Consider the following 26,529-nt stretch of genomic DNA (forward strand, 5'->3'; position numbering starts at 1 on the left):
CTTGTTCAAAACGTGACCGTCAAAGTCTATTCACTAGGGTCCAAATCTCTCCAGACCCCGCAAGCTTCGCCGCCCACGTTTCTCTTTCTTCTCATATTCAATTGTCAAAAAACAGACCGCATCAAACAGTCACAAAATCAAACCCCAAAAGCATCAAGCCATTGGAAACAAACAAGCATTCAGCTCATCATCCTGATTTCTTTAGAACGAAAGTCGTCGTCGCCAGCAGCGCCGCCGCCCTCGTTCAGTGAGCGGACTTATAAATCCACACCCTCAAACAAGTCAACACAGCAATATCAAAAAAATCAAGAAATGTGACAGATTACTGATTCTAAAAGGGAATTTCGTTTTCACCGGCCGATCAACATAAAACCGCCCCACCGCGCCTGTGGTTTTGCACAGGAGAACAGGGGCCCGGGCGGCAAGGCGCGTCTTGCGCCTTCTTTTAGCCCCCTTCCTCGCTAATTGCTTTGCCAACGAAACGTTAATACGAGACACGCCTGCGCGTGTCCTTATATGGGCTGTTGCGTCATATCCGCCGGTGCGTCGACCGATTTGACTCACGGCTTTGAAAGTTGCACACCTTCGCCTGAAGTTTCTGGAGAGCGCATGACCGACGGGGCACAGCTGGTATGACTGCGGATCGCAATGTGATCCGGTCGCTAGGCACAGAACCGCCAATTCTGGCGGAAGGACGCCGTGCACCCGATCGCCGCGAAATTTCACTGCGATGGCTTTCCGGCACGTTCCTAACCGGCATTACCTCTTCCATATTGATGGGCGTGGCGCTGTTTGCCGCTCTCGACGGCCGCCAGCAGCTTGCCATTCCCGCCGAAGCCTTCGCCAAGGCGGATATGGGCAACAACGCCACGGAAGCCGCCCGTCGGGGCACACGCCTCATCGCACCGAATATCGCGGCCCGGCCATCCGACCGGTCGATCATGGAAGTCTCCACCGTTATCAATGAAGGCGACAAGGAGGTGGTCCGCAAGGTCCCCTTCTCCCACGTCAAGATTCCGCTGGCGGCAAATTACGCCAAGCAAGACGATTATCCCGCCTTCGATCCCCTGAATATTTTCGCGAGCAACGAGGACAAGGACGCATCGGCGCCCGCACCAAGCCGGACTGGAACGATCTACGGCTCCGAGGTCGAATCCGAAGTCAGCCTGAAGACGGTCGCCTTCCCCGTTCAGCACTCCAAATACCCCTTCGCCGGCTCCCTGAGCTTCGACGAGGTTGAGGAAGCGGTACGTTCGAACGGCTCGATCCTGACGGATGGCAACGAACAGCTGGCCGCGCTCTATTACATCGACCCCCGCCGTTTCGATAATGATGAAGGCGATGTCGATATCACCGCCGGCCTCGCGGCCCGCGTCGTTGAACAGAACATGTCGGTTTCGACCCCGCAGTCAGCCTCGGTGCCCGTCAAGGAATATGCCGACGACGTGATCCCTGCCCGCCAGACCGAGACCATCGAGGCCGCCCTGTTCGGCGCTGGTTATTCGAAGGCGCAATCGTCGGAAATCGCAGGCCTGCTCTCGCCGCAACTACAGTCGAACAATGTCGAAAGCGGCGATGTGCTGCGCGTCGGCATTATTCAGGAAGACGACAAGAGCGACATCGTGCGCGTGAGCCTTTACCGCAAGGGTCGCCACATGGTCACCATGGCCATTGATGACCACAAGCGTTTCATCAAGGCCAGCGAACCGCCGAAGCTCGACGCGGTGGCGACCGCCTTCGACAGCACCCCGGCACCTGCCGCAGGTCGCGATCTGCCGAGCGTTTATGACGGGGTCTACCGTGCGGCCCTGGCTTACGGCATGAACCAGAGCATGGTTTCCCAGCTCATCAAGCTTCTGGCCAGCAGCGTCGATTTTCAGGCGCAGCTCAAGCCGGCCGATACGCTGGAAGCCTTCTTCTCCGTGGAAGACGCGGATGGCAAGGCGACGGACAAGTCGGAACTGCTCTATGTCAACGCCAAGTTCGGCGACAACGAGACACGTTTTTACCGGTTCCAGAATCCTGATGACAACAGCATCGATTATTTCGACGAGAACGGCAAAAGCATCCGGCAGTTCCTGTTGCGCAACCCCGTTCCAAACGGCCGCATGACGTCAGGTTTCGGAATGCGCCGCCACCCGGTTTTGAAATTCAGCCGCATGCACACCGGCACCGACTGGGCCGCCGCCCGCGGTACGCCGATCATCGCGACGGGTAACGGCACCGTCGAGAAGGCCGGATGGGCCTCGGGTTACGGCAACCAGACGCTGATCCGCCACGCCAATGGCTACGTCTCTTCCTATAACCACCAGAGCGCCATCGCCAAGGGTGTCACCGAAGGCTCAAAGGTCCGGCAGGGCCAGGTCATCGGTTATGTGGGATCGACCGGCCTTTCGACCGGCGCACATCTGCATTACGAGCTGATCGTCAACGGCACCAAGGTGGACGCGATGAAGGTGCGCCTGCCGGGCGGCAAGTCGCTTTCCGGCGACGCGCTCGCGCGGTTCTCCGACGAGAGAAAACGTATCGACAATCTGCTGAATATTGACGAAAAGCCCAATCAGGTGGCGAGCCGGTAATTCGCCGGACCTTTACGGCCCGAAAAGCTACCAAATGAAAAGGGCTCCGTTTCCGGAGCCCTTTCGTTTTATGCTGCATCGGCCGTTTCAGCTTCGGTCTCACCCTTTGCGGGTTTGACCTTGAACAGCAGCCGATCGGTGCCCGAGGTTACCTTGACCCGTGAACCGTCAGGAACTTCGCCGCCGAGGATCATTTCGGCAAGCCTGTCCTGAACAGCCTTCTGGATCACCCGCTTCAGCGGACGCGCGCCATAAGCCGGATCGTAACCCTTATTGGCAAGCCAGTTGCGGGCATCCTCATCCAGCTCGAGCGAAATCTTGCGATCGCCAAGCAGCGAGATGAGCCGCTTCAGCTGGATTTCGACGATGGCACCCATCTCATCCCGCCTCAGGCGGTGGAAGAGGATGATATCGTCGATACGATTGAGGAATTCCGGCCGGAAATGCGACCGGACCCGCTCCATCACCAGATCACGAACCGAATCAACATCGTCATTGTCGCCCATCTGCGTCATGAATTCCGAACCGAGGTTCGAGGTCATGATGATGATGGTGTTCTTGAAATCGACGGTGCGGCCTTGGCCGTCCGTCAGGCGGCCATCGTCCAGCACCTGCAAGAGGACGTTGAACACATCCGGATGCGCTTTTTCGATCTCGTCGAACAGCACGACCTGGTAGGGCCGGCGGCGAACCGCTTCCGTCAGGGCGCCGCCCTCTTCGTAACCGACATAGCCGGGAGGTGCGCCGATCAGCCGGGCAACGGAGTGTTTCTCCATATATTCCGACATGTCGAGGCGAACCATCGCGGTTTCGTCGTCGAACAGGAAGCGGGCCAAGGACTTGGTCAGCTCGGTCTTGCCGACACCCGTCGGGCCGAGGAAGATGAACGAACCGATCGGCCGGTTGGGATCCTGAAGGCCGGCGCGCGAACGACGCACCGCTTTCGACACCGCCTGAACGGCCTCGCCCTGCCCGACAACGGACTTGGCAAGCTCGTCTTCCATGCGCAGCAGTTTTTCGCGCTGACCTTCCAGCATCTTGTCGACCGGAATGCCCGTCCAGCGGGAAACGACATGGGCGATGTTATCGGCCGTGACAACCTCCTGAACCATCGAACCGACACCGCTGCTGTCGCGGGCTTCCGCCGCAGCCAGTTCCTTTTCGAGGCCGGGAATGATGCCATAGGTCAGCTCGCCGGCGCGCTGGAACTGGCCGTTGCGCTGGGCGATCGCCAGTTCGTTGCGGGCTTCGTCCAGCCGCTTCTTCAGGTCTGCGGCGTGACCGAGCTTCTGCTTTTCCGCCTGCCAGCGGGCCGTCAGCGCATCCGCCTTTTCTTCCGTATCGGCCAACTCGTCCTCGAGCTTCTTGAGGCGGTCGGCGGAGGACTGGTCCGTCTCCTGCTTCAAGGCTTCGCGTTCGATCTTCAGCTGAATGATGCGGCGATCCAACTCGTCCAGTTCTTCCGGCTTGGAATCCACCTGCATGCGAAGACGCGAAGCGGCTTCGTCCATCAGGTCGATTGCCTTGTCGGGCAGGAAGCGGTCAGTGATGTAACGGTTGGAAAGCGTCGCAGCCGCAACCAGGGCCGAATCCGAGATACGGACCTTGTGGTGCTGTTCGTATTTTTCCTTCAACCCGCGCAGGATCGAGATCGTGTCCTCAACGGTCGGCTCATCCACCAGCACAGGCTGGAAACGGCGGGCAAGGGCCGGATCCTTTTCCACATGCTTGCGGTATTCATCGAGCGTGGTGGCGCCGACGCAGTGCAGCTCACCGCGGGCAAGCGCAGGCTTCAAGAGGTTGGACGCATCCATCGCGCCATCGGCCTTGCCGGCGCCGACCAGCGTGTGCATCTCATCGATGAACAGGATGATGCCGCCGTTTTCGGCCTGCACCTCATTGAGCACAGCCTTCAGACGTTCTTCAAACTCACCGCGATATTTCGCACCGGCAATCAGCGCGCCCATATCGAGCGCCATCAACTTCTTGTCCTTCAGGCTTTCGGGCACATCGCCGTTGACGATGCGCAGCGCAAGACCTTCGGCAATCGCCGTTTTACCGACGCCCGGTTCCCCGATCAGCACGGGGTTATTCTTGGTACGGCGCGACAGGACCTGGATAGTGCGACGGATTTCGTCGTCACGACCGATCACCGGATCGAGCTTGCCTTCGCGGGCTTCTTCCGTCAGGTCGCGCGCAAACTTCTTCAGCGCGTCAAAGCCCTGTTCGGCATTGGCGCTGTCAGCCGTGCGGCCCTTTCGGATATCATTGATGACCTGATTGAGCGCCTGCGCCGTCGCACCCGCCTTCTTCAGGGAAGCCGAGGTGGAAGCGGAGCTTTCAATCGCAAGCGCCTGCAGAAGACGCTCGACGGTGACAAAACTGTCGCCGGCCTTCTTGGCAATATCTTCCGCGGTCGAGAACACTTTGGCGAGCGGCGCGGTGAGCGAAAGGCCGCCATTTCCGCCGGAAACCTTGGGCAATTTCGCAAGCGCCGCATCATTGGCAAGACGCGCTTCCTTGGCGCTGCCGCCGGCGCGCTCGATCAGCGATGCCGCCATGCCCTGCTCGTCATCGAGCAGAACCTTCAGAACGTGTTCGGGCGAAAACTGCTGATGATTTTCGGCAAGCGCAAAAGTCTGCGCCGATTGCAGAAAACCACGAACGCGCTCGGAGTATTTTTCAATATTCATAGTCAAACCTCCATAGACCGGCCCGCCCGCTTTCGGCACGGCTCCGGGTGTTAGGGTTGAGGCTCCCTCAAAAGGCAAGCCCCGCTACGACAGCCGTGTTCAAAGGATTTCACGATCGCCGCCTCTTGAAGGTCGGTTGCCGGCGAATGCGGCTTCCGTCCTTCCTGCACGAATATGGGAGGCATTTTCATCGGTTTAAAGGGGAGAAAATCCACCGTCCGGGAAATTTTCATACGAACTGACAGGCGTCAATTCGCCGCGTGAAATCCACGCCGTCTGCCAGCGGAATGTTCATAGCCAATCGGCAAAAACAAAAAACTCCGGCAAGCCGGAGTTTTTCGATCGCAGAGTGGTTTGCAGAAGCTGCTTATTCGGCAGCGTTCTCAAGCGTGGCAGGTGCAGCGTCGTCACCGGCCGGCGCATCTTCGCCTTCGGCGCCTTCCGCAGCGGCGGTGCGGCGCGGGCGGCGCGGGCGCGGGCCAGTTGCACGGCGCGTCTTCGGTGCGCGTTCAGCCGCCGGAGCTTCCGCCTGCTGCTGCTCTTCCTCGACGGCTACTTCCATGGGAGTGCCTTCGATGACCGGCTGCGGCGCCTGGCTGGCGTCGTAAACCGGCGGCTGCTGTTCGGCGGCCACCTGCGGCTGGCGCGGCTGACGTTCCTGCCGCTCGCGGCGGTCCGGACGCTCACGACGCTCCTGGCGCGGTTCGTTCCGCTCAGTACGCTCCTGACGTTCGGGCTGCTGCGCGCGCTCGACCTGTTCGGCCTGCTGCTGCGGTGCAGCGACGCCTTCATCGCCGTCATTCACATCCATATCGTCGCCATCGGCAGCGCTATATTCGCCGCGGTCGTCGCGCTGGAAGCGTTCCTGCATCTGGGCCTGAGCCGAAGCGATGATGCGGTTATAATGTTCAGCGTGCTGCAGATAGTTCTCAGCGATCACGCGGTCGCCGGAACTCTGCGCGTCACGCGCCAGAGCCGCGTATTTTTCCGCTATGTGCTGGGCTGTGCCACGGATTTTAACATCGGGGCCGGAGCTGTCATAAGTCCTGGTGAGCGGGTTGCCGCCCTTGCGGTTGAAGTTGTTGTTGTTACCGCCACCATTGTTATTGTTGTTGCTTCCACGCCCCCGGCCGCGCTTGTTTTGCTGTCCTGGCCTCATCAATTGCTCACCTGAATTCTGTTTTGCTGACAATCTGGTTGTTTTCATGCAATTCCGGGCGGAAAACCGCTGGAAATTTTTCCTGAAATTGCTCCATCACGCGCCTTGCCGAAGATAACCCCGGGACAAGACCTCGCGTATGACGACCGGCTGCGCAAATGCTGCACCGAGCCGCCTGCGAACAAAGTTTACTGATTCACATGCCGGAAACGCCCAGCCTTTCAGGGCTCTCAAAAAGAACCCGCTTCGGGACTGACCCATACCCTGACGAATCTGTGTTCGTCCTCAGCCACCCGGCATGTGGCCGCAAACTATCCCGCTTCCTGCGGAAATCCAAGCCTTTTCTTTTGCTGTGCAAAATATCCTTGCAAAAAATCCGCAGACATATCGCGAACAACTATCTTCGGAACGTCAAAACTCTGTCGTTACCGCCATAATCCTTCACGGCGTCCAGAAGAGAGAAGCCGTGGGAAGCAAATATAGCGGAAACATCAAGCCTTTGATCGAAACCGATCTCCACACCGACAATCCCGTTTTCCACAAGAAAGCGGCCTGCATCGGCAGCGATGAGGCGGTACGGTGCAAGGCCGTCCTGACCTCCGTCCAGCGCCGCCATCGGATCGTGGTTACGAACCTCTTGGTCAAGCGTTGCTACGATATCAGTTCTTATATAAGGCGGATTCGACACAATTATGTCAAAGCTGCCGGAGATTTTTTCAAACCAGTTGCTGCGTATGGTCTCAAAGCGCGCGCCAAGGTCATTTCGGGCCGCATTCCTGGCCGCCGTTTCCAGCGCATCGGCGGAAATATCGCTGCCGATGCCGGTGGCGTCGGGGCATTCTTTCAACAGCGCCAGACAGATCGCGCCCGTGCCGGTGCCCATGTCGAGAATGCGGGCGCTGCCCTTGGCGGAGATGGCTTTCTTCAGCGCCGGCAACAGCGTGTCGACCAGAACTTCCGTATCCGGCCGGGGTTCGAGCGTCTCCTTTGACAGAAGAAGATCGAGGCCATGAAATTCCCGGTGGCCGAGAATGCGGTGAACGGGTTCGCCATTTGCCCGCCTTCCGATCATGGCGGCGATACGGGCGCTTTCTTCCGGCGTAACGGCGCGATCAGGCTTCATCACGAAATCGGTCAATGAAAAATCGATGACCTCCGCAATCAGGAGCCGTGCATCGAGAAGCGGGTCTTCGATCCCTGCCGCCTGCAGCCTTTTGCGGGCGGCGGCAAGCACGCTTGCAACGCTCGCTTCGCCCGCCGTGCTCAAAGCTGCTCGCCGAGCTGGGCAAGCTGACCGGCCTGATAATCGGCGATCAGCGCGTCCACAAGTTCATCGATTTCGCCCTCGATCATCCGGTCAAGCTTGTAGAGCGTGAGGTTGATGCGGTGATCGGTGACGCGGCCCTGCGGGAAATTATAGGTACGGATGCGCTCGGAGCGGTCGCCGGAACCCACTTGGCTCTTGCGGTCGGCCGAACGTTCGCTCTCCACTTTCTGGCGTTCGATATCGTAAAGCCGCGAGCGCAGAACCTGCATGGCCTTGGCGCGGTTCTGATGCTGGGATTTCTCCGAACTGGTGACGATAAGCCCCGTCGGCAGATGGGTGATACGAACGGCGGAGTCGGTGGTGTTGACGTGCTGGCCGCCGGCGCCCGAAGCGCGCATCGTATCGATGCGAATGTCTTCCGGGCGAATTTCGACATCGATGTCTTCCGCTTCCGGCAGCACGGCAACCGTGGCGGCCGAGGTATGGATACGGCCGCTCGCTTCCGTTTCCGGCACACGCTGCACCCGGTGTACGCCGGATTCGAATTTCAGCTTGGAAAATACCCCTCGCCCGCTGATCGTGGCGATGATTTCCTTGTAGCCGCCCGCTTCACCCTCGCTGGCGGAAAGCACTTCCACCTTCCAGCCCTTGGTCGATGCGAAGCGCTCATACATGCGGAAGAGATCACCGGCGAAAAGTGCGGCCTCGGACCCTCCCGTACCGGCGCGGATTTCAAGGATCGCGCTTTTTTCGTCCGCCGCATCCTTCGGCAGCAGCAGAACCTGCATGTCCTTTTCAAGTTCGCCGATTCGGGTCTCGATTTCCGGCAGCTCCATTTCCGCCAGGTCGCGCATATCCTTGTCCGTCGTCTTGTCAGCAAGCAACGCCTCGAGATCGGCGGCCTCGGAAACCGCCTTCTCGTATTCGCGGATTTTCTTCACCACCGGCTCGAGTTCGGAATATTCCGAAGCCAGCTTCACATAAACATCCGCTGCAGGCCCGGCCGACATACGCGCTTCGATCTCGCCGAAACGTCTTTCCAACTCGCGCATTTTTTCGACGGGAAGCTTCGCCACCAGTCACTCCAATATTGAAACAGGTCTTTTTAAATGGGAATGGAATGCGTCGCCGCAAAGCGTAACAACACCTCGCGCGCGCTTTCCAGCGAATTGTGATCGTCCAGCGCCGCATTCAGCTCATCGGCAAGGCGCGCGGCATCAAGCCCGAGCAGCATGGCCTTCACGGGGCCGATCGCCGTCGGCGACATCGAAACCGAACGGAAACCAAGACCAATCAACGCCATGGCCGAAAGCGGCTTGCTCGCCATTTCACCGCACAGCGTCACCGAAGTGTGGTGCCTTTCGCCAGCGCGCACGATATCGCGCAGAATGCGCAGGAACGGCTTGCCCAGATTATCGAAACGATCCGAAACACGCGCATTGCCGCGATCGACCGCCATCGAGAACTGGAACAGATCGTTCGAACCGACGGAGACGAAATCCACCTCCTGCATCAGCTCATCGAGCTGCCACATCAGCGAGGGCACTTCCAGCATGGCGCCGAATTGCAGCTTTTTCGGCAGCGCGTGGCTGAACTTCGAAAGATGCTGCACTTCTTTCTGCAGAAGATCACGCGCGGCGCGGATTTCGGACACTTCCGTCACCATCGGCAGCATCATGCGCAATTCAGCACCGGAGGCGGCGCGCAGCAGCGCGCGCATCTGCGTGCGCATCAGGCCCGGCCTGTCGAGCGACAGGCGGATCGCCCGCCAGCCAAGCGCCGGGTTTTCCTCTTCCTGGCCGCGCATATAGGAAACGACCTTGTCGCCGCCGATATCCAGCGTGCGGAAGGTGACGCTTTTTCCCTTCGCCTGCCGCAGAACGGAGCGGTAAAAAGCCTCCTGCTCCTCGCCCTTCGGCATGTTGGAGGCGATCATGAATTGCAGCTCGGTGCGGAAAAGGCCGATGCCATCGGCACCGGATTCCTCCAGCTGCGGCAGGTCCACGAGAAGGCCCGCATTCATCTTCAAGTTGACCTTCTGGCCATCCTTGGTGATCGGCTCGACATTACGAAGCGCGCGGAACTGCTCCTGCCGCTTGGCGCGCAGGCGAACTTTTTCCTCATAGGCGCGCTGCAAATCCGACATCGGACGCAGATGCACCTGACCGTCATCACCATCGATGATGATGGGGTCGTTATTTTCAGCAAGTGCGACGATGCCCGTCGCCTGCCCGATGATCGGAATGCCCATGGCGCGCGCCACGATGACGACATGGCTCGTCACCGCGCCGTCCTCAAGCACAAGACCGCGCAATTTCTCACGCGGATAATCCAAGAGTTCGGCGGCACCCATGGCGCGGGCAAGCACGATGGCGTCGAGCGGGAAATCCTGCTCGGGACCACGCCCGCCGAAACCGATCAGCTGGCGCAGCAGCCGGTTGGCGAGATCGTCGAAATCATGCATGCGCTCGCGAAGATAGGGATCGGTGAGCCGCATCATGCGCGCCTTGGTGTCGCTCTGCACCTTCTCGACCGCCGCTTCCGCCGTCAGGCCGTTGCGGATCGCCTCTTCCATGCGCCGCACCCAGCCCTGATCGTGGGCGAACATGCGATAGGTTTCGAGAACCTCGCGGTGCTCCCCTTCGGTCGGCACGTCGCGGCGTTGCAACATGTCGTCGATCGACAGGCGAAGCGAACCGATGGCATCGGCAAGACGCCGGATTTCCGTATCCGCATCCTCGTTCAAAAGATTGGTGACGACGATTCGCGGATCGTGCAGCACGACATGGCCGAGGCCGATGCCTTCGCCATAAGCGTCGCCATCGATGGAAACGGCGCGCGTCAGGTCCAGCTCGACGCCGGGACGGGTGATCTTTTTCAACTCGCCGCTCGCCACTATTTCGGCAATGAGCATCGCGGTTGTCTCAAGCGCTTCCACTTCATCCTCCCGGTATGTTCGGCTGGCCTTGTTCTGGACCACAAGAACGCCAAGAGTGCGACCGGAGCGCAAAATCGGCACGCCGAGGAAGGAATGATAAATTTCCTCACCGGTTTCAGGAAGATAGCGGAAAGCGGGATGCGCCTGCGCATCGGAAAGATTGAGAGGTTGGGCAGAAGCGGCAATGGTGCCGACAAGACCCTGCCCCATTTTCAGCTGGGCAAGATGCACGGCATCCTTGTTGAGACCTTCTGTCGCGTACAACTCCAGCACGCTGTCGGAGCGCAGCACATAGACCGAGCAAACCTCCGCCACCATGTTGCTGGCAATCTGGCGAACGATCTGGTCCAGGCGGTCCTGCGGCTCAAGGTGCTCCGCCATCATTTCGCGCAGCCGCTTGAGCAGGACGCGTGGACCTGCGGAAAGGTCTCTCATCGCGTTTGCTCCCCGACGCTTCCGATCCGAATGTCATAATATTCGGGAATCAAAACGTCATTTAAAAATTTATAGCGAGAGAAGCGCGTCCCGCAAGGGACACGCTTTCATGAAACGCCACATCGGAAGAACGCAACTCCGAAGAATCGGAGCATCGGGAACCGATGTCTCGGGTTCAAGCCTTATCGAGACCGTAGGCGGAATGCAAAGTGCGAACGGCAAGTTCGGCATAGGCGCCGTCGATCAGGATCGAAATCTTGATTTCGGAAGTGGTGATGGCCTTGATGTTGATGTTCTTCTCGGCGAGCGCCTTGAAGGCGCTGGCGGCCACGCCCGCATGGCTGCGCATGCCGATACCGATGACAGACACCTTGGCGAGACCCGTTTCGTTCTGCGCGACGTCAAAGCCGATCTGGGCCTTGTTGTCATCCAGAACCTTCAGAGCCTTGGCGACATCGCCCGAGGGAACGGTGAAGGTCATGTCGGTGCGCGAACCGTCTTCGGAGATGTTCTGCACGATCATGTCGACGTTGATATGCGCTTCGGCGAGCGGCCCGAAGATCGCGGCCGAGACGCCCGGACGGTCGGCCACGCGGCGCAGCGAGATCTGTGCTTCATCCTTGGCATAGGCGATGCCGGTTACGACTTCCTGTTCCACGATTTCATCCTCGTCACAAATCAAAGTACCGGGCGGGTTGATGAGGTCGCCCATGCCCGGCGCATCGGGATCCTCGAAACTGGAGCGAACGAAGGTGCGCACCTTGTGTACCATGGCAAGCTCGACCGAGCGAACCTGCAGAACCTTCGCGCCGAGAGACGCCATTTCGAGCATTTCCTCGAAGGCGATCTTCTTCATGCGGCGAGCCTTCGGCTCGATGCGCGGATCGGTGGTGTAAACGCCATCGACGTCAGTGTAGATGTCGCAGCGATCCGCCTTGACGGCGGCGGCGATTGCAACGGCTGATGTGTCCGAGCCGCCGCGGCCGAGCGTCGCGATGCGGTTGTCCGGACCGATGCCCTGGAAGCCGGCAACGACGGCAACCTGGCCTTCGCCCATGCGGTGGACGATATCCGAACCGTCGATCTCGAGAATGCGGGCGGCGCCATGCGCATTGTCGGTGCGGATCGGGATCTGCCAGCCCTGCCAGGAGCGCGCATTGATGCCCATGGATTGCAGCGTGATAGCCAGAAGACCCGATGTCACCTGTTCGCCGGATGCGACGACCGCGTCATATTCGCGCGCGTCGAAAAAGGAGGCGGCGTTGGCGCCGGCGACCTTGGCTGCGTTCTGCACCCAGTCCACCAGCTCATTGGTTTTGCCGGACATGGCGGAAACGACCACGGCCACTTCATGGCCGGCATCCACTTCGCGTTTCACATGCCGTGCGACATTGTGAATGCGTTCGAGGTTCGCGACGGACGTGCCGCCGAATTTCATGACAATGCGAGCCATAGCCTTGACCAGTACCATCCCATTTTCCCGCCGCCTCCTTCAGGAGACGGACGGACAAGAACAAACCCAGTCGGCCCTTCCTGACAAAGAGCCTCAAGTTGCGGGTCTCTTAGCGAAAAGGCGGGGGGCACGCAATGCCGTTTATGAACCATGCGGTACGCCTTTTTCGGGAGCGTGAGCATCGGACAATAGCGGGATGAAGCGCCGGCGGGATAAAGCACCCACAAAAGAGCGTACCGCAGTGCACTGTACAAACGGGCCCATTCGCAGTATGAGCGCGGCAATGCAACCGGCCAGATGGCCGAAATGGCCTGTATCGGCTGCCCCGGAGACTTTAGGACCTATTGGTTTCGGGCGGATGCGGGCAGCTTCATATCCGAAAGACGGTAGATGACAGACACCCAGGGTATCGCCCCGGCGATCGCGCAGGCGTTGGAAAAACGCGGCTACAAAGACTTGACCCCCGTGCAGCAGGCGATGCTGTCGCCGGAACTCGCCGACAAGGACGCGCTGGTTTCCGCCCAGACCGGTTCCGGCAAGACGGTCGCCTTCGGCATCGCGCTCGCGACCACGCTGCTTTCGGAAAACACCCGTTTCGGTCAGGCTTCCGCACCGCTGGCGCTTGCCATTGCACCGACCCGCGAACTGGCCATGCAGGTCAAGCGCGAGCTGGAATGGCTTTATGAGTTTGCCGGTGTTTCCATTGCCTCCTGCGTTGGCGGCATGGACATCCGCAATGAGCGGCGGGCGCTGGAGCGCGGCGCGCACATCGTCGTCGGCACGCCCGGTCGTCTCTGCGACCACATCAAGCGCAATGCACTTGATCTGTCCTCCATCCGTGCGGTTGTGCTTGACGAAGCCGACGAGATGCTCGACCTCGGTTTCCGCGAAGATCTGGAATTCATTCTGGAAGAATCGCCCGACGATCGCCGCACGCTGATGTTCTCGGCCACCGTTCCGCGCAGCATCGCCAAGCTTGCCGAAAGTTACCAGAAAAATGCCGTGCGCATCGCCACCGCTTCCGAACAGAAGCAGCATGTAGATATCGAATATCGCGCCCTGCTGGTGACGGGTGCGGACCGCGAGAACGCCATCATCAACGCGCTGCGTTTTTACGAAGCCCGCAACGCCATCGTATTCTGCTCCACCCGCGCTGCCGTCAACCATCTGACGGCCCGCTTGAACAATCGCGGCTTTTCGGTCGTGGCGCTCTCCGGTGAGCTCACCCAGAACGAGCGCACCCACGCGCTGCAGGCCATGCGTGACGGCCGCGCCCGTGTTTGCGTGGCGACCGACGTTGCCGCACGCGGCATCGACCTGCCGGGTCTCGAACTCGTCATCCACGCCGACCTGCCGACCAATTCGGAAACGCTTCTCCACCGTTCCGGCCGCACCGGCCGTGCCGGACAGAAGGGCGTCAGCGCCGTCGTGGTGCCGATCAACCAGCGCCGCAAGGCAGAACGCCTTCTCGAAGGCGCCAAGGTCAGCGCGGCATGGGTTCGCCCGCCGTCCGTTGAAGAAATCGTCGAGCGCGACGGCGCCCGTCTTCTGGCCGATCCTTCGCTGACCGAGGCCGTCGCCGAGGACGAACGCGATTTCGTCACCCAGCTGCTCGAGCAGCACGGTGCGGAGAAAGTCGCCGCCGCCTTCGTGCGTCTTTACCATGCCGGACGCTCCGCTCCGGAGGACATCACGGAAGTCGCGCTGGACAATACCCGCAAACCGCGCCGCGACAGTTTCGAACCGGTCGAAAACAATGCGCCGCGCCGCGAACGGTCGGACTTCTCCGACAGCGCATGGTTTTCGCTGTCCGTCGGCCGCAAGCAGAGCGCCGAGCCGCGCTGGCTCATCCCCATGCTCTGCCGTTTCGGCAAGATCACCCGTCAGGATATCGGCGCCATCCGCATGCAGCAGACGGAGACCTTCGTGGAACTGGCGGCCGATGCCGTCGACCGTTTCACCTCCGCCATCGGCAAGGACATGATGCTTGAGAAGGGCATTCGCCTGAAGGCGCTCGAAGGCAAGCCGGAAATGACCGGCAATGTCCGCGAAGACACCCGCCCGGCCAAGGCCCAGCGCAAATTCTCCAAATCGGACAATGCAGGCGCGCCGCGCGATGACCGCAAGGCTGAAGACAAGCCCTGGAAAAAGAAAAAGGCCTTCGGCGACAAGCCGAAATTCGAAGGCAAGAAAGACAGACCTTTCGAAAAGCGTGGGCCGAAGCCGACAAAGGGTTGAAGACTCACCCGCTTTCAGAATTTTCAAGACAAAGGTCCCGTTTGCACGGGACCTTTTTTATTGTGCCAAGCTGCGGTGTGGACACCGCTCCCACGGATCAGTCTTTTGTCGTCACTTCGACAAGCGCCGTCACGGGCTTGCCGTCTAGCAGAACGGGCTGATGGTGATCATTGGCCAGCAGAATGCCGATGACATGCCGCCCGGTCGGGCTTGGGCAATGTCCAAAACGGGCCTTGATGAGATCGCCGCCGAAGTCGCTGTTCATGCTGTTATAGGCGCGGCCGGGAATGTTGCATGTATCGCCCGAAGGGTCGATTTTCATGTGCACATGGCCGCATTGGCCGTTTCCTCCGCACTGCCCGCCGGGAAGCAGCTTGAAGTTGCTTTTCACGACGACGCCGATCGCGCCTTCCGGATCATCGCCCAATTCGATGACATCGCCTGCCTTCGGCCAGACGATTTCCAGCTTCGGGCTTTCCTCGGCCTGGGCGGCGGCGATCGGAAGGAATGAAAATACGAGAGTGATTCTTAAAAACAAATGCAGCATTGAAATCTCCATAGCTCAATGTAATCGATGCTTACATAAGATTCACTTCGACACAAGAAAATAAACAGTGCTTACATCTGGGTTCGGTGCTAACCAAAGACCTATGGAAAAGCGCCAGGATAAAAAGACGGGGCCAGCCAGGCCCTACCACCACGGAAATCTTGTCGATGAACTTGTCGCAGCGACGATCGCCATCATCGAGGAGCGGGGTGCTGAAAACGTCTCCGTGCGCGAGGCGGCCAAGCGCGCGGGCGTCTCCCCAGGAGCACCATTCAGGCATTTCCGTTCGAAAACGGCACTGATGACAGCTGTCGCGGAGCAGGCCATGAACCGGCTGACCGAATCCGTCGAAACCGCGAGAGCGCAGGCGGGCGACGAGACCCCACTTGTCATCTTTGAGGCTATTGGCCACGGTTATTTACGCTGGGCGCTGGCCAACCCGACGCATTTCGAGGTCATAAGTTCCCGAACGCTGATCGACTTCAGTTCTTCCGATATTTTGCGTGAGCAGAATGACGCCATCCGGCGACTGATGATCAGCCTGCTGACGCAGGCGCGCGAAAACGGCCAGCTGTCCCCAAGCCTCGACCTCAACCAGCTCGTACTGGGCGCTCGCGCACTGGTCTATGGCCTTGCCCGGATGGCAATCGATGGACATTTTCCGGAATGGCATGGCGCAGAACCCCCTTCGGAGGCAATGCATAAAACGCTGCATCTCTTCATAAGGCAGCTCACCAAAAGCTGAGGTCGCCATTAAAAAAGCCCCGCTTTCGCGGGGCTTTTTTGTCTCGACAGATCAGAACGCCATCGATCAGAACGTCAGCGCGCGGTCGCCGTTTTCGTCCTTGATGCGGTTCGGAAGACCGATCTTGTTCAGAAGGTTGAGGAACGGCTTCGGCGGCAGTTCTTCAACGTTCGCCATCTGCTTCACGTCCCATTCGCCTGTTGCAATCAGCATGGCGGCGGCGACCGGGGGAACGCCGGCGGTGTAGGAAATGCCCTGCGAGCCGACTTCCTCATAGGCTTCCTTGTGGTCAGCCACGTTATAGATGAAGACTTCGCGTTCCTTGCCGTCCTTGATACCCTTGACGATATCGCCAATGCAGGTCTTGCCGACATAATCGGGCGCCAGCGAAGACGGATCGGGTAGCACGGCCTTCACCACCTTCAACGGCACGACTTCAAGGCCTTCAGCCGTCTTGACCGGCTTCTCCGACAGGAGGCCGAGGTTCTTCAGCACGGTGAAGACATTGATGTAGTGATCGCCGAAACCCATCCAGAAGCGCACATCGGCGCCGTCCATGTTCTTGGACAGCGAATGGACTTCGTCGTGGCCGGTCATATAGGCCTTCTGCTTGCCGACGACAGGCAGGTCGAATTCCTGGCCGACTTCGAACATCTGGTTCGTCTGCCACTCGCCATTCTGCCAGGAATAAACGACACCGGTGAATTCGCGGAAGTTGATTTCCGGATCGAAGTTGGTCGAGAACCAGCGGCCGTGGCTGCCGGCATTGATGTCGACGATATCGACCGAGGTGACCTTGTCGAAATAGTCATCCTTGGCAAGACGCGCATAGGCGTTGACCACGCCGGGGTCGAAACCAACGCCGAGAATGGCGGTCACGCCCTTTTCCTTGCATTCTGCGGCACGCTTCCACTCGTAGTTTCCGTACCACGGCGGCGCTTCGCAAATCTTGGTCGGATCCTCGTGGATCGCCGTATCCATATAGGCAACACCCGTGTCCATGCAGGCACGAAGAACGGACATGTTGACGAAAGCCGAACCGACATTGATGACGATTTCCACGCCGGTTTTTTTGATCAAGGCTTTCGTCGCCTCGATATCCATCGCGTCAAGCGCATGGGCCTCAAGTTTCACATCTGTCTTGAGACTCTTCTTTTCGCGTACGGACTCGACAATCTTGCGGCACTTTTCCAAAGTCCGTGACGCAATATGAATGTCTCCCAATACATCGCTGTTCTGGGCGCATTTATGCGCCACGACCTGTGCTACGCCACCGGCGCCGATGATCAGAACGTTCTTCTTCATTTCAGGTGATGCCTCCTTTTCCCCGCAGGGATGAGCTTCGTTGGATGTTGAAACAGGGTTTAAGACAGGCTTTGCTCGAAATCGGCAAAGTCGAATTCACGAACGGCGCGCACGGTGCCGTCGAGTTCCTTGATGGCGATCGCCGGCATCTTCACGCCGTTGAACCAGTTCTTCTTGACCATGGTGTAACCGGCCGCATCCTGGAAGGAGATGCGATCGCCAACCTTCAGCTCCTTGGCGAAGCGGAAGTCGCCGAAAATATCGCCGGCGAGGCAGGACTTGCCGCAGACCATATAGGGATGCTCGCCCTCGTTCGGAGAAACCTTGGCGGTTTCGCGGTAGATCAGCAGATCAAGCATATGCGCTTCGATCGAGCTGTCGACGATGGCGAGGTTCTTGCCGTTGAACAGCGTGTCGAGAACCGTCACTTCCAGCGTCGTGCTCTTGGTGATCGAGGCTTCGCCCGGCTCCAGATAGACCTGCACACCGTATTTTTCCGAGAAGGCGCGCAAACGGTCGCAGAACTGGTCGAGCGGATAATTGTCGCCTGTAAAATGAATGCCGCCGCCGAGGCTGACCCATTCCGCACGCGACAACAGCGATCCGAATTTTTCCTCGATCTGCGTCAACATGCGGTCGAACAGCGAGAAATCACCGTTTTCGCAATTGTTGTGGATCATGAAACCGGAAATACGGTCCATGACCTTGTCGACCTTGGCGACATCCCATTCGCCGAGGCGGCTGAAGGGACGGGCGGGATCGGCGAGATCGAAGCTCGAGGAGCTGACCTGCGGGTTGAGGCGCAGACCGCGCGTGATGCCGGAAGCCTTGTCCGCGAAACGCTCGAGCTGACCGATCGAATTGAAGATGATCTTGTCGGCATTGGCAATCACCTCGTCGATTTCATAATCGGCATAGGCGACGGAATAGGCATGGGTCTCGCCGCCGAATTTCTCGCGGCCGAGACGGACTTCATAAAGCGACGACGAGGTCGTGCCGTCCATATATTTCGACATGAAATCGAACACCGACCATGTGGCGAAGCACTTCAGCGCCAAGAGCGCCTTGGCGCCGGATTTTTCCCGCACATAGGCAATCTTCTCCATATTGCGAAGAAGTTTTGTCTTGTCGATGAGGTAATAGGGCGTCTGGAGCATGTCGTTTCACATATTGATTGAAGTCAAGGTACGTCTCGATGATGGGCCTTATATGATGCTTGTGACAGGAAAACAAATGTCCGGCACCGAATTCCCGGAAATTTGCCCCCGAGCCGAAATGCTTGTGAAGAAAACACCTTCCCTTGCGGAACCAAGCCGGCATGGGCGCGTTTGAATGGCGGACAGGCGGGTGTTTCGGCCGCCGTAACGAAGGTTCGTGAGCGGTGGCAGTCTGTAACATGCCGCCATTCGCATAAACGATGTTCAGGAAGGACTTCACCTATGGCAAGCGTGCGTAGCAGCGTAAATGACAAGATCCAGCAATCCCTCGAAAACGGTGATGCAGCCGACGTGGCGGCGCAGCTCGCTCAGCTTCGCGAAGATCTGGCAAATCTTGCCAAGAGCGTGAAGGCGCTCGGCGTCGGAGCATCGCACGAACTGAAGGCGCAGGCAGCCCGTGTAGCCGATGACGCGCTGACCGCGTCCGGCGAAATGGCCGACAGCGTCCGCAGCGAAATCTCCACGCTGAACGACAATCTGACCGACCACGTCCAGAAGAACCCGCTGCAATCGCTCGGCATCGCCGTCGGCGTCGGTTTCGTGCTCGCCCTTCTGACGCGTCGATAAGGTCGAGCTCATGCTTGAGGCATTGCTGGTCTATCTGGGGGAGACCCAGCGCGAAGGCCGCGTCGTCACAAGGCGATTGCGCGCGACCATAATCCTGTCGGTTCTGACCGGGATATTCTTTCTGATCGCCTTCATCGCCGCGGTGGTGGCGGGGTCCATCTATCTTGCCCGGCATGTAGGCGCAGGCCCCGCAGCGCTGGTCGTCGCCGGCACGGCATTCCTGCTCAGCGTCATCATGCTGGTGGCGCTGGCGATCGTCAAACGCCCGAGGGTCTATGCCGCACGGCCGGCCGTCGCACCTTTGACGGCGCCGCCGCTTGCCGCAGCACCGCTGGCCCTGCAATCGCTGCTGACGCTGGCGATCCAGGCACGCCCCTATGCCACGCTCGCCGTCGCTGTCGCGGCCGGTTTTCTGGCCACCAGGGTCAATACGAAAAAGTCCAAGTAATTTCTTGGCGACACGGCAAGACAAACCGCGCATCCAGACCATGGATGCGCGGTTTTTTTTATGTTACCCGCGAAGGATAGACTGGTTGATGGCGTCCTGCGCCACGCCGCCCTTATTTGAACAAAGTGACATACAGTCTCGGGCAGTCTCGGCGCGTCCGTAATTTTCTGAAAGGCGATTGATGAAGAAGAAAGTCCTTGTTGTCGGCGGTGCCGGCTATATCGGTTCGCACACCTGCCTTCTCCTGTCTGAGCGAGGATATGAACCTGTCGTTTTCGACAATCTGTCCAACGGCCATGAGGAATTCGTCCGCTGGGGACCCTTCGAACAGGGCGATATTCGCGACCGGGCGCGGCTGGACGAAGTCTTCGCCAAACACCGGCCGGAAGCCGTTCTCCACTTCGCCGCCCTGATCGAAGTCGGTGAATCGGTCAAGCAGCCCGTGGCTTTCTACGACAACAACGTCATCGGCTCGCTCAACCTGCTCTCCGCCGCCATTGATGCCGGTGTCACGTCATTCGTTTTCTCCTCCACCTGCGCCACCTACGGTTTGCCGGAACAGGTGCCGATCGACGAGACGCACCGGCAGGCGCCGATTAACCCCTATGGCCGCACCAAATGGGTGGTGGAGCAGGCGCTGAAGGATTACAGCACCTATAAGGGGCTGCGCTCCGTCATGCTGCGCTACTTCAATGCCGCAGGCGCGGATTTCGAGGGCCGCATCGGCGAGTGGCACAAGCCGGAAACCCATGCGATCCCGTTGGCCATCGAGGCGGCGCTCGGCAGGCGTCAGGGCTTCAAGGTGTTCGGCACGGATTACGACACGCGCGACGGCACCTGCGTGCGCGACTACATTCACATTCTCGACCTTGCCGATGCGCATGTGCGGGCCGTGGATTATCTGCTGGATGGCGGAGAAACCGTCGAACTCAACCTCGGGACCGGCACCGGAACGACAGTGAAGGAACTGCTGACGGCGATTTCGGAAGTTTCCGGCCGCCCCTTCCCCGTTGAATATACAGGACGTCGCGACGGCGATTCCACGACGCTTGTCGCCAATAATGACAAGGCTAAAGAGGTTCTGGGCTGGGAACCGCGTTATTCCCTGTCCGATATCATCAGATCCGCCTGGGCGTGGCATTCCTCCCGCAATGCCGGTGACTGAATAATCAGCGGCCAGATACAAAAAAGACACCGGCCTTCTGGCCGGTGCCTCCCGCGGGACGGCTCATCAAAGCCGGTCCCGCTCCTGCCTCCCAGGTATGGGGATCAGGGCTTTGTGGCGGACGTCGTCGTGCTGTCGGGAGCCGCCGGTACTGCCGCATTCTTTTCGCTGGCCTTCTGTTCCAGCGTCTTGAATTCGGGAGCGGCCTTCAGCGTTTCCGCCGTTTCCGTCGTCGTCAGGCGGATCGTGCCGTCCTGCGCATTACGCGTCATCGTTACCTTGTCCATGGGAACGGCAACGTCCTTTGCGCCGATGCCCAGAAAGCCGCCGACGCCAATCACAGCCGCAACGAGACCACCATCTTCTTCCATGATCAGGTTGGTGACGTTACCGATGCTTTCATCGGCCGCTGTATAGACCGACTTGCCGATATAGTCGTTGGCGCTGACCTGCGTTTCGCCCTGTTCGGTCAGATAGGCGCCGCCCGTCGTTGCAGCCGCGCTGTCATTGGCCGCAGGAGCCGCAGGCGTCATCGGCGTGGCAGGAGCTGCCGGCTCAGTCTGCGCGCTCGGATTTGCCGGCGCAGGCTGGGTGGCGCCCTGAGCGATGGCCAGCGGCGCGAAAGCCGTCGTGCCCATCAGGGCGGCGGTGACGAGTATCGTAAGTTTCTTAGCCATTTCGTACCTTCCTTTCATCGTTCTCGACTGGCCGGCGGGGATGAATTTCATGTCCGCTTCTCGGCCGGTTCGTCTGGCAAACGGGTTGGTCGTTGAAATAGTTCCGATTTTTTCAATCACGCCGACGCAATTGTGGCCTGCCGCAACAACCGAAGGTAAAAATCAGGCATTGCTAAAGGGGGACGGCACGGTATTATCCGTGTCGTAACAATGCCATAACTGCCGGAGTTTTTTGTATGCCTCGACCCGGCGACAGACTGAAAGACATGATCTCGGCTTTGCGTCGGCGCAGTGCGAATTTTTTTCCGACCGCCTCCATCGGCACCTATCTGGTGGTGATGGCGACCGTCATCACGCTCCCGCTCATTCTTTTCGGCGGCTATCTGATGCTCCGCCTCGAGGCGGAAAAACGTGACGACCTGCAAAGGGAAACCATCGAGGATGTGCGGGTGGTCTCCCGCAACATCGACCGCCGCCTGCAGGAAATAGCCACCTCGCTCAATCTCCTGTCACAATTCCCGGAACTTGAGAGCGGCAACCTTGCTGCATTTCAGGGACGCGTCGCAGACAGCCTGAAGCGGGAAGGCCTCTACGCCATTCTCGCCACCAAGGACGGCCAGCAGCGTCTCAACACCCGGGTGCCCTATGGCCAGCCGCTCAGCAAGGTGCCGGAGGAAGCCAATCTCGCCAGGGCGGTCGACTCCCGTCGCATCACCGTCTCGGACATGTTTTTCGGCGCGACCAGCAAGGAATGGGTGTTCAACGTTACCATGCCGCTTGGCCCGGAACTGGATTCAGCCGGGGATGCCCTGATCCTGACGCAGAACGCCAGCGACCTCCGCCGGCTGATCTCCACGGAAAACCTGCCGCGCAACTGGGCGGTCGCCATTATCGACGGGACCAATCGCGTCGTCGTTTCCAGCGCGCAGGAGGAGGCGGAAGTGGGCAAACCCTTCGTCAATCCTGACGTACTCTCGGAAATGCAGGCCTTCAGCGGCAATTTTTTTGACGGCAAAGGTAATCTCTACGCCTATGCCCAATTGCCGGGATGGCAATGGAAGACCGTGATGTGGGGGCCGCTTGCAGCAAGCCAGGCCGTGCTGGTGGACACATGGCGACAGATGATGATCGGCAGCCTTGTGCTGGTGCTGATCGCCATTGGCGGCGCCTATCTGGTCGGCCGGCAATTGCGCAGCTCCATTCGTGACCTGACGCTGATGGCCGAGCGCATCGGCGAAGGCGAAATCGTCGCTCCTGTCGATACCAAGATAAAGGAAGCCAACCAGGTCGCCATCGCACTCTCCAACGCTTCCTTCGACAGAAGCCAGTCGGAAGAGCGGCTGCAATTGCTGCTGCACGAACTGGTGCACCGTTCCAAGAACATTCTGACGCTGGTTCAGGCGATGATACGGCAATTGGGACGCGAGAATAAAAGCATTCCGGAATTCCAGAAGGAGGTGGATCACCGCCTGCGTGGTCTTGGAATGTCGATCCGGGCGTTGGCGGAGGTTCAATGGCAGGGCCTGCCTATCCGCAAGCTGATCGAGACCCACCTCGATGTTTTCGGCACCGTGGCGCAGCGCGTCGTGCTGGTGGGAGATGATTTCATGCTTTCCCCGGAAGCGGCGCAGAATTTCGGCCTGGTGGTCCACGAGCTGACAACGAACTCCATCAAATATGGTGCATTGTCGGCTCCATCAGGAAAAATCACGGTGCGCTGGCAGTCACTTGAAAAGGACGGTCGGCAGATGATCCATCTCGTCTGGACTGAAACGGGCGGACCACCGGCGAGAGAGCCAAGCCGCAAGGGCTTCGGCACCACGGTCATCAAAAGGCATGCGGAAGGCGCATTCGGCGGGCAGGTGGTGACGGAATATCGCGAATCCGGCTTCGAGTGGTCTCTGGAAGCGCCGATCCGTTATTTCACGCCCAAACGATCGGAACAGACGGGCACGCATTGAGGCCGCCCGTTGGCGAACCGTCTCCGCCATGCGGACAGCAAAAAGCAGCGCAAAATGGCTGATATCTTGCGTAATGTTAAAAAAACGCATTTTTCGGGAACCGAATCCGGCCATGCGTGTTTTTACTGCAGGCCAAGCAATTCCCCCGTCCCCGCCTGAAGCTTGGCTGAAAATAAACAGGTTTCACCCCTGAAAACCTGTCATAAAAATAGCACGGCTCTTTCATGGGCCGTGCTTTTTGCTTTTTATCTTCACGAAATGGAAGTTAGACCCGGCTCTTCGAGGAGCAGGCGGATTTCAGGCGTCCGCGCTATCGCCGGAGGGAAATCTCAGCCGGTAGACGATCCGTTCGGGCGTCAACTGATACTCGGCGCTTCCCCCCAATGCGGACGGAACCACCTTTTCCAGCACGACGCTGCCGAAGCTGCCGCGCCGGGCCTCCGTCGGCTCTTTCGACGGCATCATCGGCTCATTCCATTCGACGACATAAAAATCACCCTCCTGGCGACATTGCAGGGTTATGGGCGGGTGGTAGGCAAGATTGCCGCTATGGCTGACGGTGTTGACAACCAGCTCATGGAAGGCAAGTCCGATATAGAGCGCACCATTCGGGTTGAGGAGAAGGTTCTCCCCTTCCATATGGATGAGGTTCGGATATTCCGGCACGTAAAGATCAAATTGCTGGCGCAGCAGCTCGAATATACGCGCACCCCGCCAGTCCGAATCCGTGATGAGATCCTGACTTTGGGCAAGAGCGTGCAGCCGCCCCCGGAACTTGCGCAGGAAATCATCCTTGGTGAGGCTGAAGCGGGCTGTCTGCCCGGCAAGGCTCTGGATGATCGCGAGCAGGTTCTTGGAGCGGTGGCTGACTTCACGCAACAGCGAGCGAAGAAGCTGCTCGCGCCGCCTTTCCGCCGTCACCTCGCGAATGGTGGTTTTCATCACCACCTGGTCCGTTTGGTTGAAGGTGGAATGGACCTGAAACTGGAAGACGCGATCATTGCCGGCATTGACTTCCAGCATGCCGCGGCTGCCCACGGTGTGCATGTCCTTCTTGAGTTCGGCAAGCCGCGCTGACAGATCGTTGCCAAACAGATTTTCATCTGTCGGGTGGGAATCTGCCGGAAGTTTCCAGACATCAGGCAGATTGGCCACGAATATATAGTCGCGGTTCCAGTCCTGAAGCATGACTGTCTCACCCGAATCGAGCAAGGCGAGGACGAGCGAGTCGTGAAGTTCGCTTTCGTTCCTCTCCGCGTTATGCCATGCCAGCCGATGCAAATTCATCTCCTTGCAGAAAGCCGTGGGCAGCCCCACGACCGTAACCGCCAACGTCCGGGCACCAGACTGGTTCCCGGTCAGTCCGCGGTTTCGGCAAAATTCACGCCGCCACGCGTGAGCTTTCGTTGAAAAACAGAGCCTGGCTGATGAGCGCTTTCACCATGTCCGGATTAAACGGCTTCGTCACAAGGAAGGTCGGCTCCGGCCGCTCGCCCGTCAGAAGACGTTCGGGGAAAGCCGTGATGAAGATCACCGGGAGGGTGGTCATCTGCAGGATGTCCTTCATCGCGTCGAGACCGGAGCTGCCATCGGCGAGCTGAATATCGGCGAGGATCATCTTCGGCTGGGTGCGATGGAAGAGCTCGAGAGCTTCCGTGTGGGTGCGGGCAATGCCCGTGACACGGTGGCCGAGATCGGTGACCATCTGCTCGATATCCATGGCGATCAGAGGCTCGTCCTCGATGATCATGATATCGGTCGCCACCTGCCGGGCGATTTCAGACGCCGCCTCGTCGATCAGCTTGCCGACCTGATCTTCGGAGACCTTCAGGACCTCTGCGGTTTCCGATGGCGTGAATTCTTCGACCGTCGTCAAGAGGAAAGCCTGACGGGCCAGCGCTGGCACGGCGGAGAGGTTGGCCGAGGCGCGTTTTTCCCATCCGGACAGGTTTTCATCGGTCTTAATATTGATCGTGACGGAACTAAAGATCGATACGAACAATTGATAGAGCGAAACGCGATCGCCGCTTGTCTGCGGAAAAATGCTGATATCGGCGATCAGAGCTTCGAGTGTTGCCGCAACATAGGCATCGCCCGTTGATTGTGAGCCGCAAACGGCACGCGCGAACCTGCGCAGATATGGCAGGTGCGGTGCGATGCGTGTAGAAACTGACATGGAATTCTCCCCTTTCATGCGGTCTGCAGCGCAAACCCACGATAGCAACGTGCGCATCGCAAAAATAGTTCCGGATCGCCGGAACTATTTTTTTTACCGCGCATTATTTGCCACGACACAAAAGGAATACCGGACGTTATGAACATATTTCAATCGGACCAAGAATCTCCGGACAATCCAGCCGCCCCCCAGGTCCCGCACTCCGGGCGGGCGGTGATTTCCCGTAAGCTCAGGGAGCTCTACGATGCCGTTCAGGAAGAGGGCATCCCTGACAAATTCCTCGATCTTCTCGAGAAACTCGATGAAGCCGAAAATAAAGCCAAAGCCAAGGCTTCGGAGGAATGATGGCGAAAGAGCCAGAGCAGACAGAATACAATTTCAAGCGGGAAATGCTGGCGGCGCTGCCAAACCTGCGGGCATTCGCTATATCGCTCATCCGCTCGAGGGATCGTGCTGACGACCTCGTGCAGGACACGATCATGAAGGCCTGGGCCAAACAGGACAGCTACCAGCCGGGCACCAACATGCGCGCATGGCTGGTGACGATCCTGCGCAACGAGTTCTATAGCCAGATCCGCAAATCCGGCCGTGAGGTGCAGGATACGGACGGGGTCTATACCTCGCGCCTGTCAGTCCCGCCCGAACAGCATGGTTCGGTGGATCTTCAGGATTTCCGGGCAGCACTCGCAAAGTTGCCGGATGACCAGCGTGAAGCCATCCTGCTGATCGGCGCCTCGGGTTTTGCCTATGAGGAAGCCGCCGAAATCTGCGGCTGCCCGGTCGGCACGATCAAGAGCCGTGTCAGCCGTGCAAGACTGCGCCTGCAGGAATTGCTGGGCATTGAAAACGAAAACGAGTTTGGTCCGGACGCGCAGATGAGCGCGGTCACCGCCGCAGCCACGGCGCGCTGAGAAAACCGAACAGCCAAAACGGGCAGGCAGTCGCCTGCCCGTTTTTTT

The 26,529-nt window shown here is 59.0% G+C and carries 22 protein-coding genes; 10 read left to right on the forward strand and 12 right to left on the reverse strand.

The window, feature by feature from the left end; all coding sequences use genetic code 11:
- Both CFB10_RS24145 and CFB10_RS18125 read left to right on the forward strand, forming a co-directional pair.
- On the forward strand, positions 1 to 318 hold a 318-nt coding region (locus tag CFB10_RS24145; RefSeq protein WP_210190111.1), incomplete at its 5' end, for a hypothetical protein.
- Between the two features lie 314 nt (positions 319 to 632).
- A complete protein-coding gene (locus tag CFB10_RS18125; protein ID WP_020009930.1) occupies positions 633 to 2,579 on the forward strand; it encodes a M23 family metallopeptidase in 1,947 nt (648 codons plus the stop codon).
- Positions 2,580 to 2,647: 68 nt separating this feature from the next.
- Here the strand turns inward: CFB10_RS18125 and clpB are convergent, their stop codons facing one another.
- From clpB to CFB10_RS18160, 6 genes are all read right to left on the reverse strand, one after another.
- On the reverse strand, positions 2,648 to 5,272 hold the full coding sequence (gene clpB, locus CFB10_RS18130; RefSeq protein ID WP_020009931.1) for an ATP-dependent chaperone ClpB: 2,625 nt from the start codon (positions 5,270 to 5,272) through the stop codon (positions 2,648 to 2,650).
- A gap of 367 nt (positions 5,273 to 5,639) precedes the next feature.
- Complete coding sequence (locus tag CFB10_RS18140) at positions 5,640 to 6,431, reverse strand: DUF4167 domain-containing protein (protein WP_020009933.1); 792 nt, start codon at positions 6,429 to 6,431, stop codon at positions 5,640 to 5,642.
- A 397-nt stretch (positions 6,432 to 6,828) separates the two neighbouring features.
- Positions 6,829 to 7,698: a peptide chain release factor N(5)-glutamine methyltransferase gene (gene prmC, locus CFB10_RS18145; protein WP_020009934.1), complete on the reverse strand. Its 870-nt coding sequence runs from the start codon at positions 7,696 to 7,698 to the stop codon at positions 6,829 to 6,831.
- On the reverse strand, positions 7,695 to 8,774 hold the full coding sequence (gene prfA, locus CFB10_RS18150) for a peptide chain release factor 1 (RefSeq protein ID WP_020009935.1): 1,080 nt from the start codon (positions 8,772 to 8,774) through the stop codon (positions 7,695 to 7,697). The genes prmC and prfA overlap by 4 nt, the downstream gene beginning before the upstream one ends.
- A gap of 29 nt (positions 8,775 to 8,803) precedes the next feature.
- Positions 8,804 to 11,071 (reverse strand): phosphoenolpyruvate--protein phosphotransferase, encoded by a 2,268-nt coding sequence (gene ptsP, locus CFB10_RS18155; protein WP_020009936.1) that lies wholly within the window; start codon positions 11,069 to 11,071, stop codon positions 8,804 to 8,806.
- 175 nt (positions 11,072 to 11,246) lie between these two features.
- A complete protein-coding gene (locus tag CFB10_RS18160; protein WP_003508761.1) occupies positions 11,247 to 12,524 on the reverse strand; it encodes an aspartate kinase in 1,278 nt (425 codons plus the stop codon).
- A gap of 390 nt (positions 12,525 to 12,914) precedes the next feature.
- On the opposite strand from CFB10_RS18160, the gene CFB10_RS18170 reads away from it, so the two are divergent.
- Positions 12,915 to 14,762 (forward strand): DEAD/DEAH box helicase, encoded by a 1,848-nt coding sequence (locus CFB10_RS18170; protein ID WP_020009938.1) that lies wholly within the window; start codon positions 12,915 to 12,917, stop codon positions 14,760 to 14,762.
- Between the two features lie 97 nt (positions 14,763 to 14,859).
- On the opposite strand, the gene CFB10_RS18175 is transcribed toward CFB10_RS18170, so the two are convergent.
- On the reverse strand, positions 14,860 to 15,309 hold the full coding sequence (locus tag CFB10_RS18175; protein ID WP_020009939.1) for a hypothetical protein: 450 nt from the start codon (positions 15,307 to 15,309) through the stop codon (positions 14,860 to 14,862).
- A gap of 103 nt (positions 15,310 to 15,412) precedes the next feature.
- Between CFB10_RS18175 and CFB10_RS18180 the strand changes: the two genes are divergently transcribed.
- On the forward strand, positions 15,413 to 16,054 hold the full coding sequence (locus tag CFB10_RS18180) for a TetR/AcrR family transcriptional regulator (protein WP_020009940.1): 642 nt from the start codon (positions 15,413 to 15,415) through the stop codon (positions 16,052 to 16,054).
- A gap of 66 nt (positions 16,055 to 16,120) precedes the next feature.
- Here CFB10_RS18180 and CFB10_RS18185 read toward each other — a convergent pair whose 3' ends face one another.
- Together CFB10_RS18185 and nspC are read right to left on the reverse strand one after the other, a co-directional pair.
- A complete protein-coding gene (locus tag CFB10_RS18185) occupies positions 16,121 to 17,359 on the reverse strand; it encodes a saccharopine dehydrogenase family protein (protein WP_020009941.1) in 1,239 nt (412 codons plus the stop codon).
- Between the two features lie 59 nt (positions 17,360 to 17,418).
- Positions 17,419 to 18,516, reverse strand: a complete 1,098-nt coding sequence (gene nspC, locus CFB10_RS18190; protein ID WP_020009942.1) for a carboxynorspermidine decarboxylase — start codon at positions 18,514 to 18,516, stop codon at positions 17,419 to 17,421.
- Positions 18,517 to 18,798: 282 nt separating this feature from the next.
- On the opposite strand from nspC, the gene CFB10_RS18195 reads away from it, so the two are divergent.
- The 3 genes from CFB10_RS18195 (at position 18,799) to galE (ending at position 20,756) form a co-directional block, all read left to right on the forward strand.
- Complete coding sequence (locus CFB10_RS18195) at positions 18,799 to 19,143, forward strand: YqjD family protein (RefSeq protein WP_020009943.1); 345 nt, start codon at positions 18,799 to 18,801, stop codon at positions 19,141 to 19,143.
- Positions 19,144 to 19,153: 10 nt separating this feature from the next.
- Positions 19,154 to 19,591 carry a hypothetical protein gene (locus CFB10_RS18200; protein WP_020009944.1) on the forward strand — a complete coding sequence of 146 codons (438 nt, stop codon included), beginning with the start codon at positions 19,154 to 19,156 and terminating at the stop codon, positions 19,589 to 19,591.
- Positions 19,592 to 19,772: 181 nt separating this feature from the next.
- Positions 19,773 to 20,756, forward strand: a complete 984-nt coding sequence (gene galE / locus CFB10_RS18205) for a UDP-glucose 4-epimerase GalE (protein WP_020009945.1) — start codon at positions 19,773 to 19,775, stop codon at positions 20,754 to 20,756.
- Positions 20,757 to 20,860: 104 nt separating this feature from the next.
- On the opposite strand, the gene CFB10_RS18210 is transcribed toward galE, so the two are convergent.
- A complete protein-coding gene (locus CFB10_RS18210) occupies positions 20,861 to 21,433 on the reverse strand; it encodes a PRC-barrel domain-containing protein (RefSeq protein WP_026363557.1) in 573 nt (190 codons plus the stop codon).
- A gap of 236 nt (positions 21,434 to 21,669) precedes the next feature.
- Here CFB10_RS18210 and CFB10_RS18215 point away from each other — a divergent pair, with 236 nt between their 5' ends.
- Complete coding sequence (locus tag CFB10_RS18215; RefSeq protein ID WP_026363558.1) at positions 21,670 to 23,394, forward strand: sensor histidine kinase; 1,725 nt, start codon at positions 21,670 to 21,672, stop codon at positions 23,392 to 23,394.
- Positions 23,395 to 23,691: 297 nt separating this feature from the next.
- On the opposite strand, the gene CFB10_RS18220 is transcribed toward CFB10_RS18215, so the two are convergent.
- The gene (locus CFB10_RS18220; RefSeq protein WP_020009948.1) at positions 23,692 to 24,681 is read right to left on the reverse strand and encodes a sensor histidine kinase; all 990 of its coding nucleotides are present in this window, start codon (positions 24,679 to 24,681) and stop codon (positions 23,692 to 23,694) included.
- A 94-nt stretch (positions 24,682 to 24,775) separates the two neighbouring features.
- Entirely contained in the window at positions 24,776 to 25,570 is a 795-nt protein-coding gene (locus CFB10_RS18225) for a response regulator (protein WP_003508747.1), read from the reverse strand.
- A 138-nt stretch (positions 25,571 to 25,708) separates the two neighbouring features.
- Here CFB10_RS18225 and CFB10_RS18230 point away from each other — a divergent pair, with 138 nt between their 5' ends.
- Both CFB10_RS18230 and CFB10_RS18235 read left to right on the forward strand, forming a co-directional pair.
- Complete coding sequence (locus CFB10_RS18230) at positions 25,709 to 25,915, forward strand: NepR family anti-sigma factor (RefSeq protein ID WP_003508746.1); 207 nt, start codon at positions 25,709 to 25,711, stop codon at positions 25,913 to 25,915.
- Entirely contained in the window at positions 25,915 to 26,481 is a 567-nt protein-coding gene (locus CFB10_RS18235; RefSeq protein ID WP_003508744.1) for an RNA polymerase sigma factor, read from the forward strand. Before CFB10_RS18230 ends, CFB10_RS18235 begins: the two co-directional genes overlap by 1 nt.
- Positions 26,482 to 26,529: the final 48 nt, after the last annotated feature.

This window comes from Agrobacterium sp. 719_389, assembly GCF_900188475.1.
Lineage (GTDB): Bacteria > Pseudomonadota > Alphaproteobacteria > Rhizobiales > Rhizobiaceae > Agrobacterium > Agrobacterium radiobacter.

Excerpts from the sequence above, each read along its gene's own strand:
- galE (WP_020009945.1), top strand. The coding sequence starts at position 19,773 with ATGAAGAAGAAAGTCCTTGTTGTCGGCGGTGCCGGCTATATCGGTTCG.
- CFB10_RS18195 (WP_020009943.1), top strand. The coding sequence starts at position 18,799 with ATGGCAAGCGTGCGTAGCAGCGTAAATGACAAGATCCAGCAATCCCTC.
- CFB10_RS18235 (WP_003508744.1), top strand. The coding sequence starts at position 25,915 with ATGGCGAAAGAGCCAGAGCAGACAGAATACAATTTCAAGCGGGAAATG.
- ptsP (WP_020009936.1), bottom strand. The coding sequence starts at position 11,071 with ATGAGAGACCTTTCCGCAGGTCCACGCGTCCTGCTCAAGCGGCTGCGC.
- clpB (WP_020009931.1), bottom strand. The coding sequence starts at position 5,272 with ATGAATATTGAAAAATACTCCGAGCGCGTTCGTGGTTTTCTGCAATCG.
- CFB10_RS18125 (WP_020009930.1), top strand. The coding sequence starts at position 633 with ATGACTGCGGATCGCAATGTGATCCGGTCGCTAGGCACAGAACCGCCA.
- CFB10_RS18230 (WP_003508746.1), top strand. The coding sequence starts at position 25,709 with ATGAACATATTTCAATCGGACCAAGAATCTCCGGACAATCCAGCCGCC.
- CFB10_RS18225 (WP_003508747.1), bottom strand. The coding sequence starts at position 25,570 with ATGTCAGTTTCTACACGCATCGCACCGCACCTGCCATATCTGCGCAGG.
- CFB10_RS18175 (WP_020009939.1), bottom strand. The coding sequence starts at position 15,309 with ATGCTGCATTTGTTTTTAAGAATCACTCTCGTATTTTCATTCCTTCCG.
- CFB10_RS18180 (WP_020009940.1), top strand. The coding sequence starts at position 15,413 with ATGGAAAAGCGCCAGGATAAAAAGACGGGGCCAGCCAGGCCCTACCAC.
- CFB10_RS18160 (WP_003508761.1), bottom strand. The coding sequence starts at position 12,524 with ATGGCTCGCATTGTCATGAAATTCGGCGGCACGTCCGTCGCGAACCTC.
- CFB10_RS18185 (WP_020009941.1), bottom strand. The coding sequence starts at position 17,359 with ATGAAGAAGAACGTTCTGATCATCGGCGCCGGTGGCGTAGCACAGGTC.
- CFB10_RS18220 (WP_020009948.1), bottom strand. The coding sequence starts at position 24,681 with ATGAATTTGCATCGGCTGGCATGGCATAACGCGGAGAGGAACGAAAGC.
- CFB10_RS18140 (WP_020009933.1), bottom strand. The coding sequence starts at position 6,431 with ATGAGGCCAGGACAGCAAAACAAGCGCGGCCGGGGGCGTGGAAGCAAC.
- CFB10_RS18170 (WP_020009938.1), top strand. The coding sequence starts at position 12,915 with ATGACAGACACCCAGGGTATCGCCCCGGCGATCGCGCAGGCGTTGGAA.
- CFB10_RS18210 (WP_026363557.1), bottom strand. The coding sequence starts at position 21,433 with ATGGCTAAGAAACTTACGATACTCGTCACCGCCGCCCTGATGGGCACG.
- CFB10_RS18200 (WP_020009944.1), top strand. The coding sequence starts at position 19,154 with ATGCTTGAGGCATTGCTGGTCTATCTGGGGGAGACCCAGCGCGAAGGC.
- CFB10_RS18215 (WP_026363558.1), top strand. The coding sequence starts at position 21,670 with ATGCCTCGACCCGGCGACAGACTGAAAGACATGATCTCGGCTTTGCGT.
- nspC (WP_020009942.1), bottom strand. The coding sequence starts at position 18,516 with ATGCTCCAGACGCCCTATTACCTCATCGACAAGACAAAACTTCTTCGC.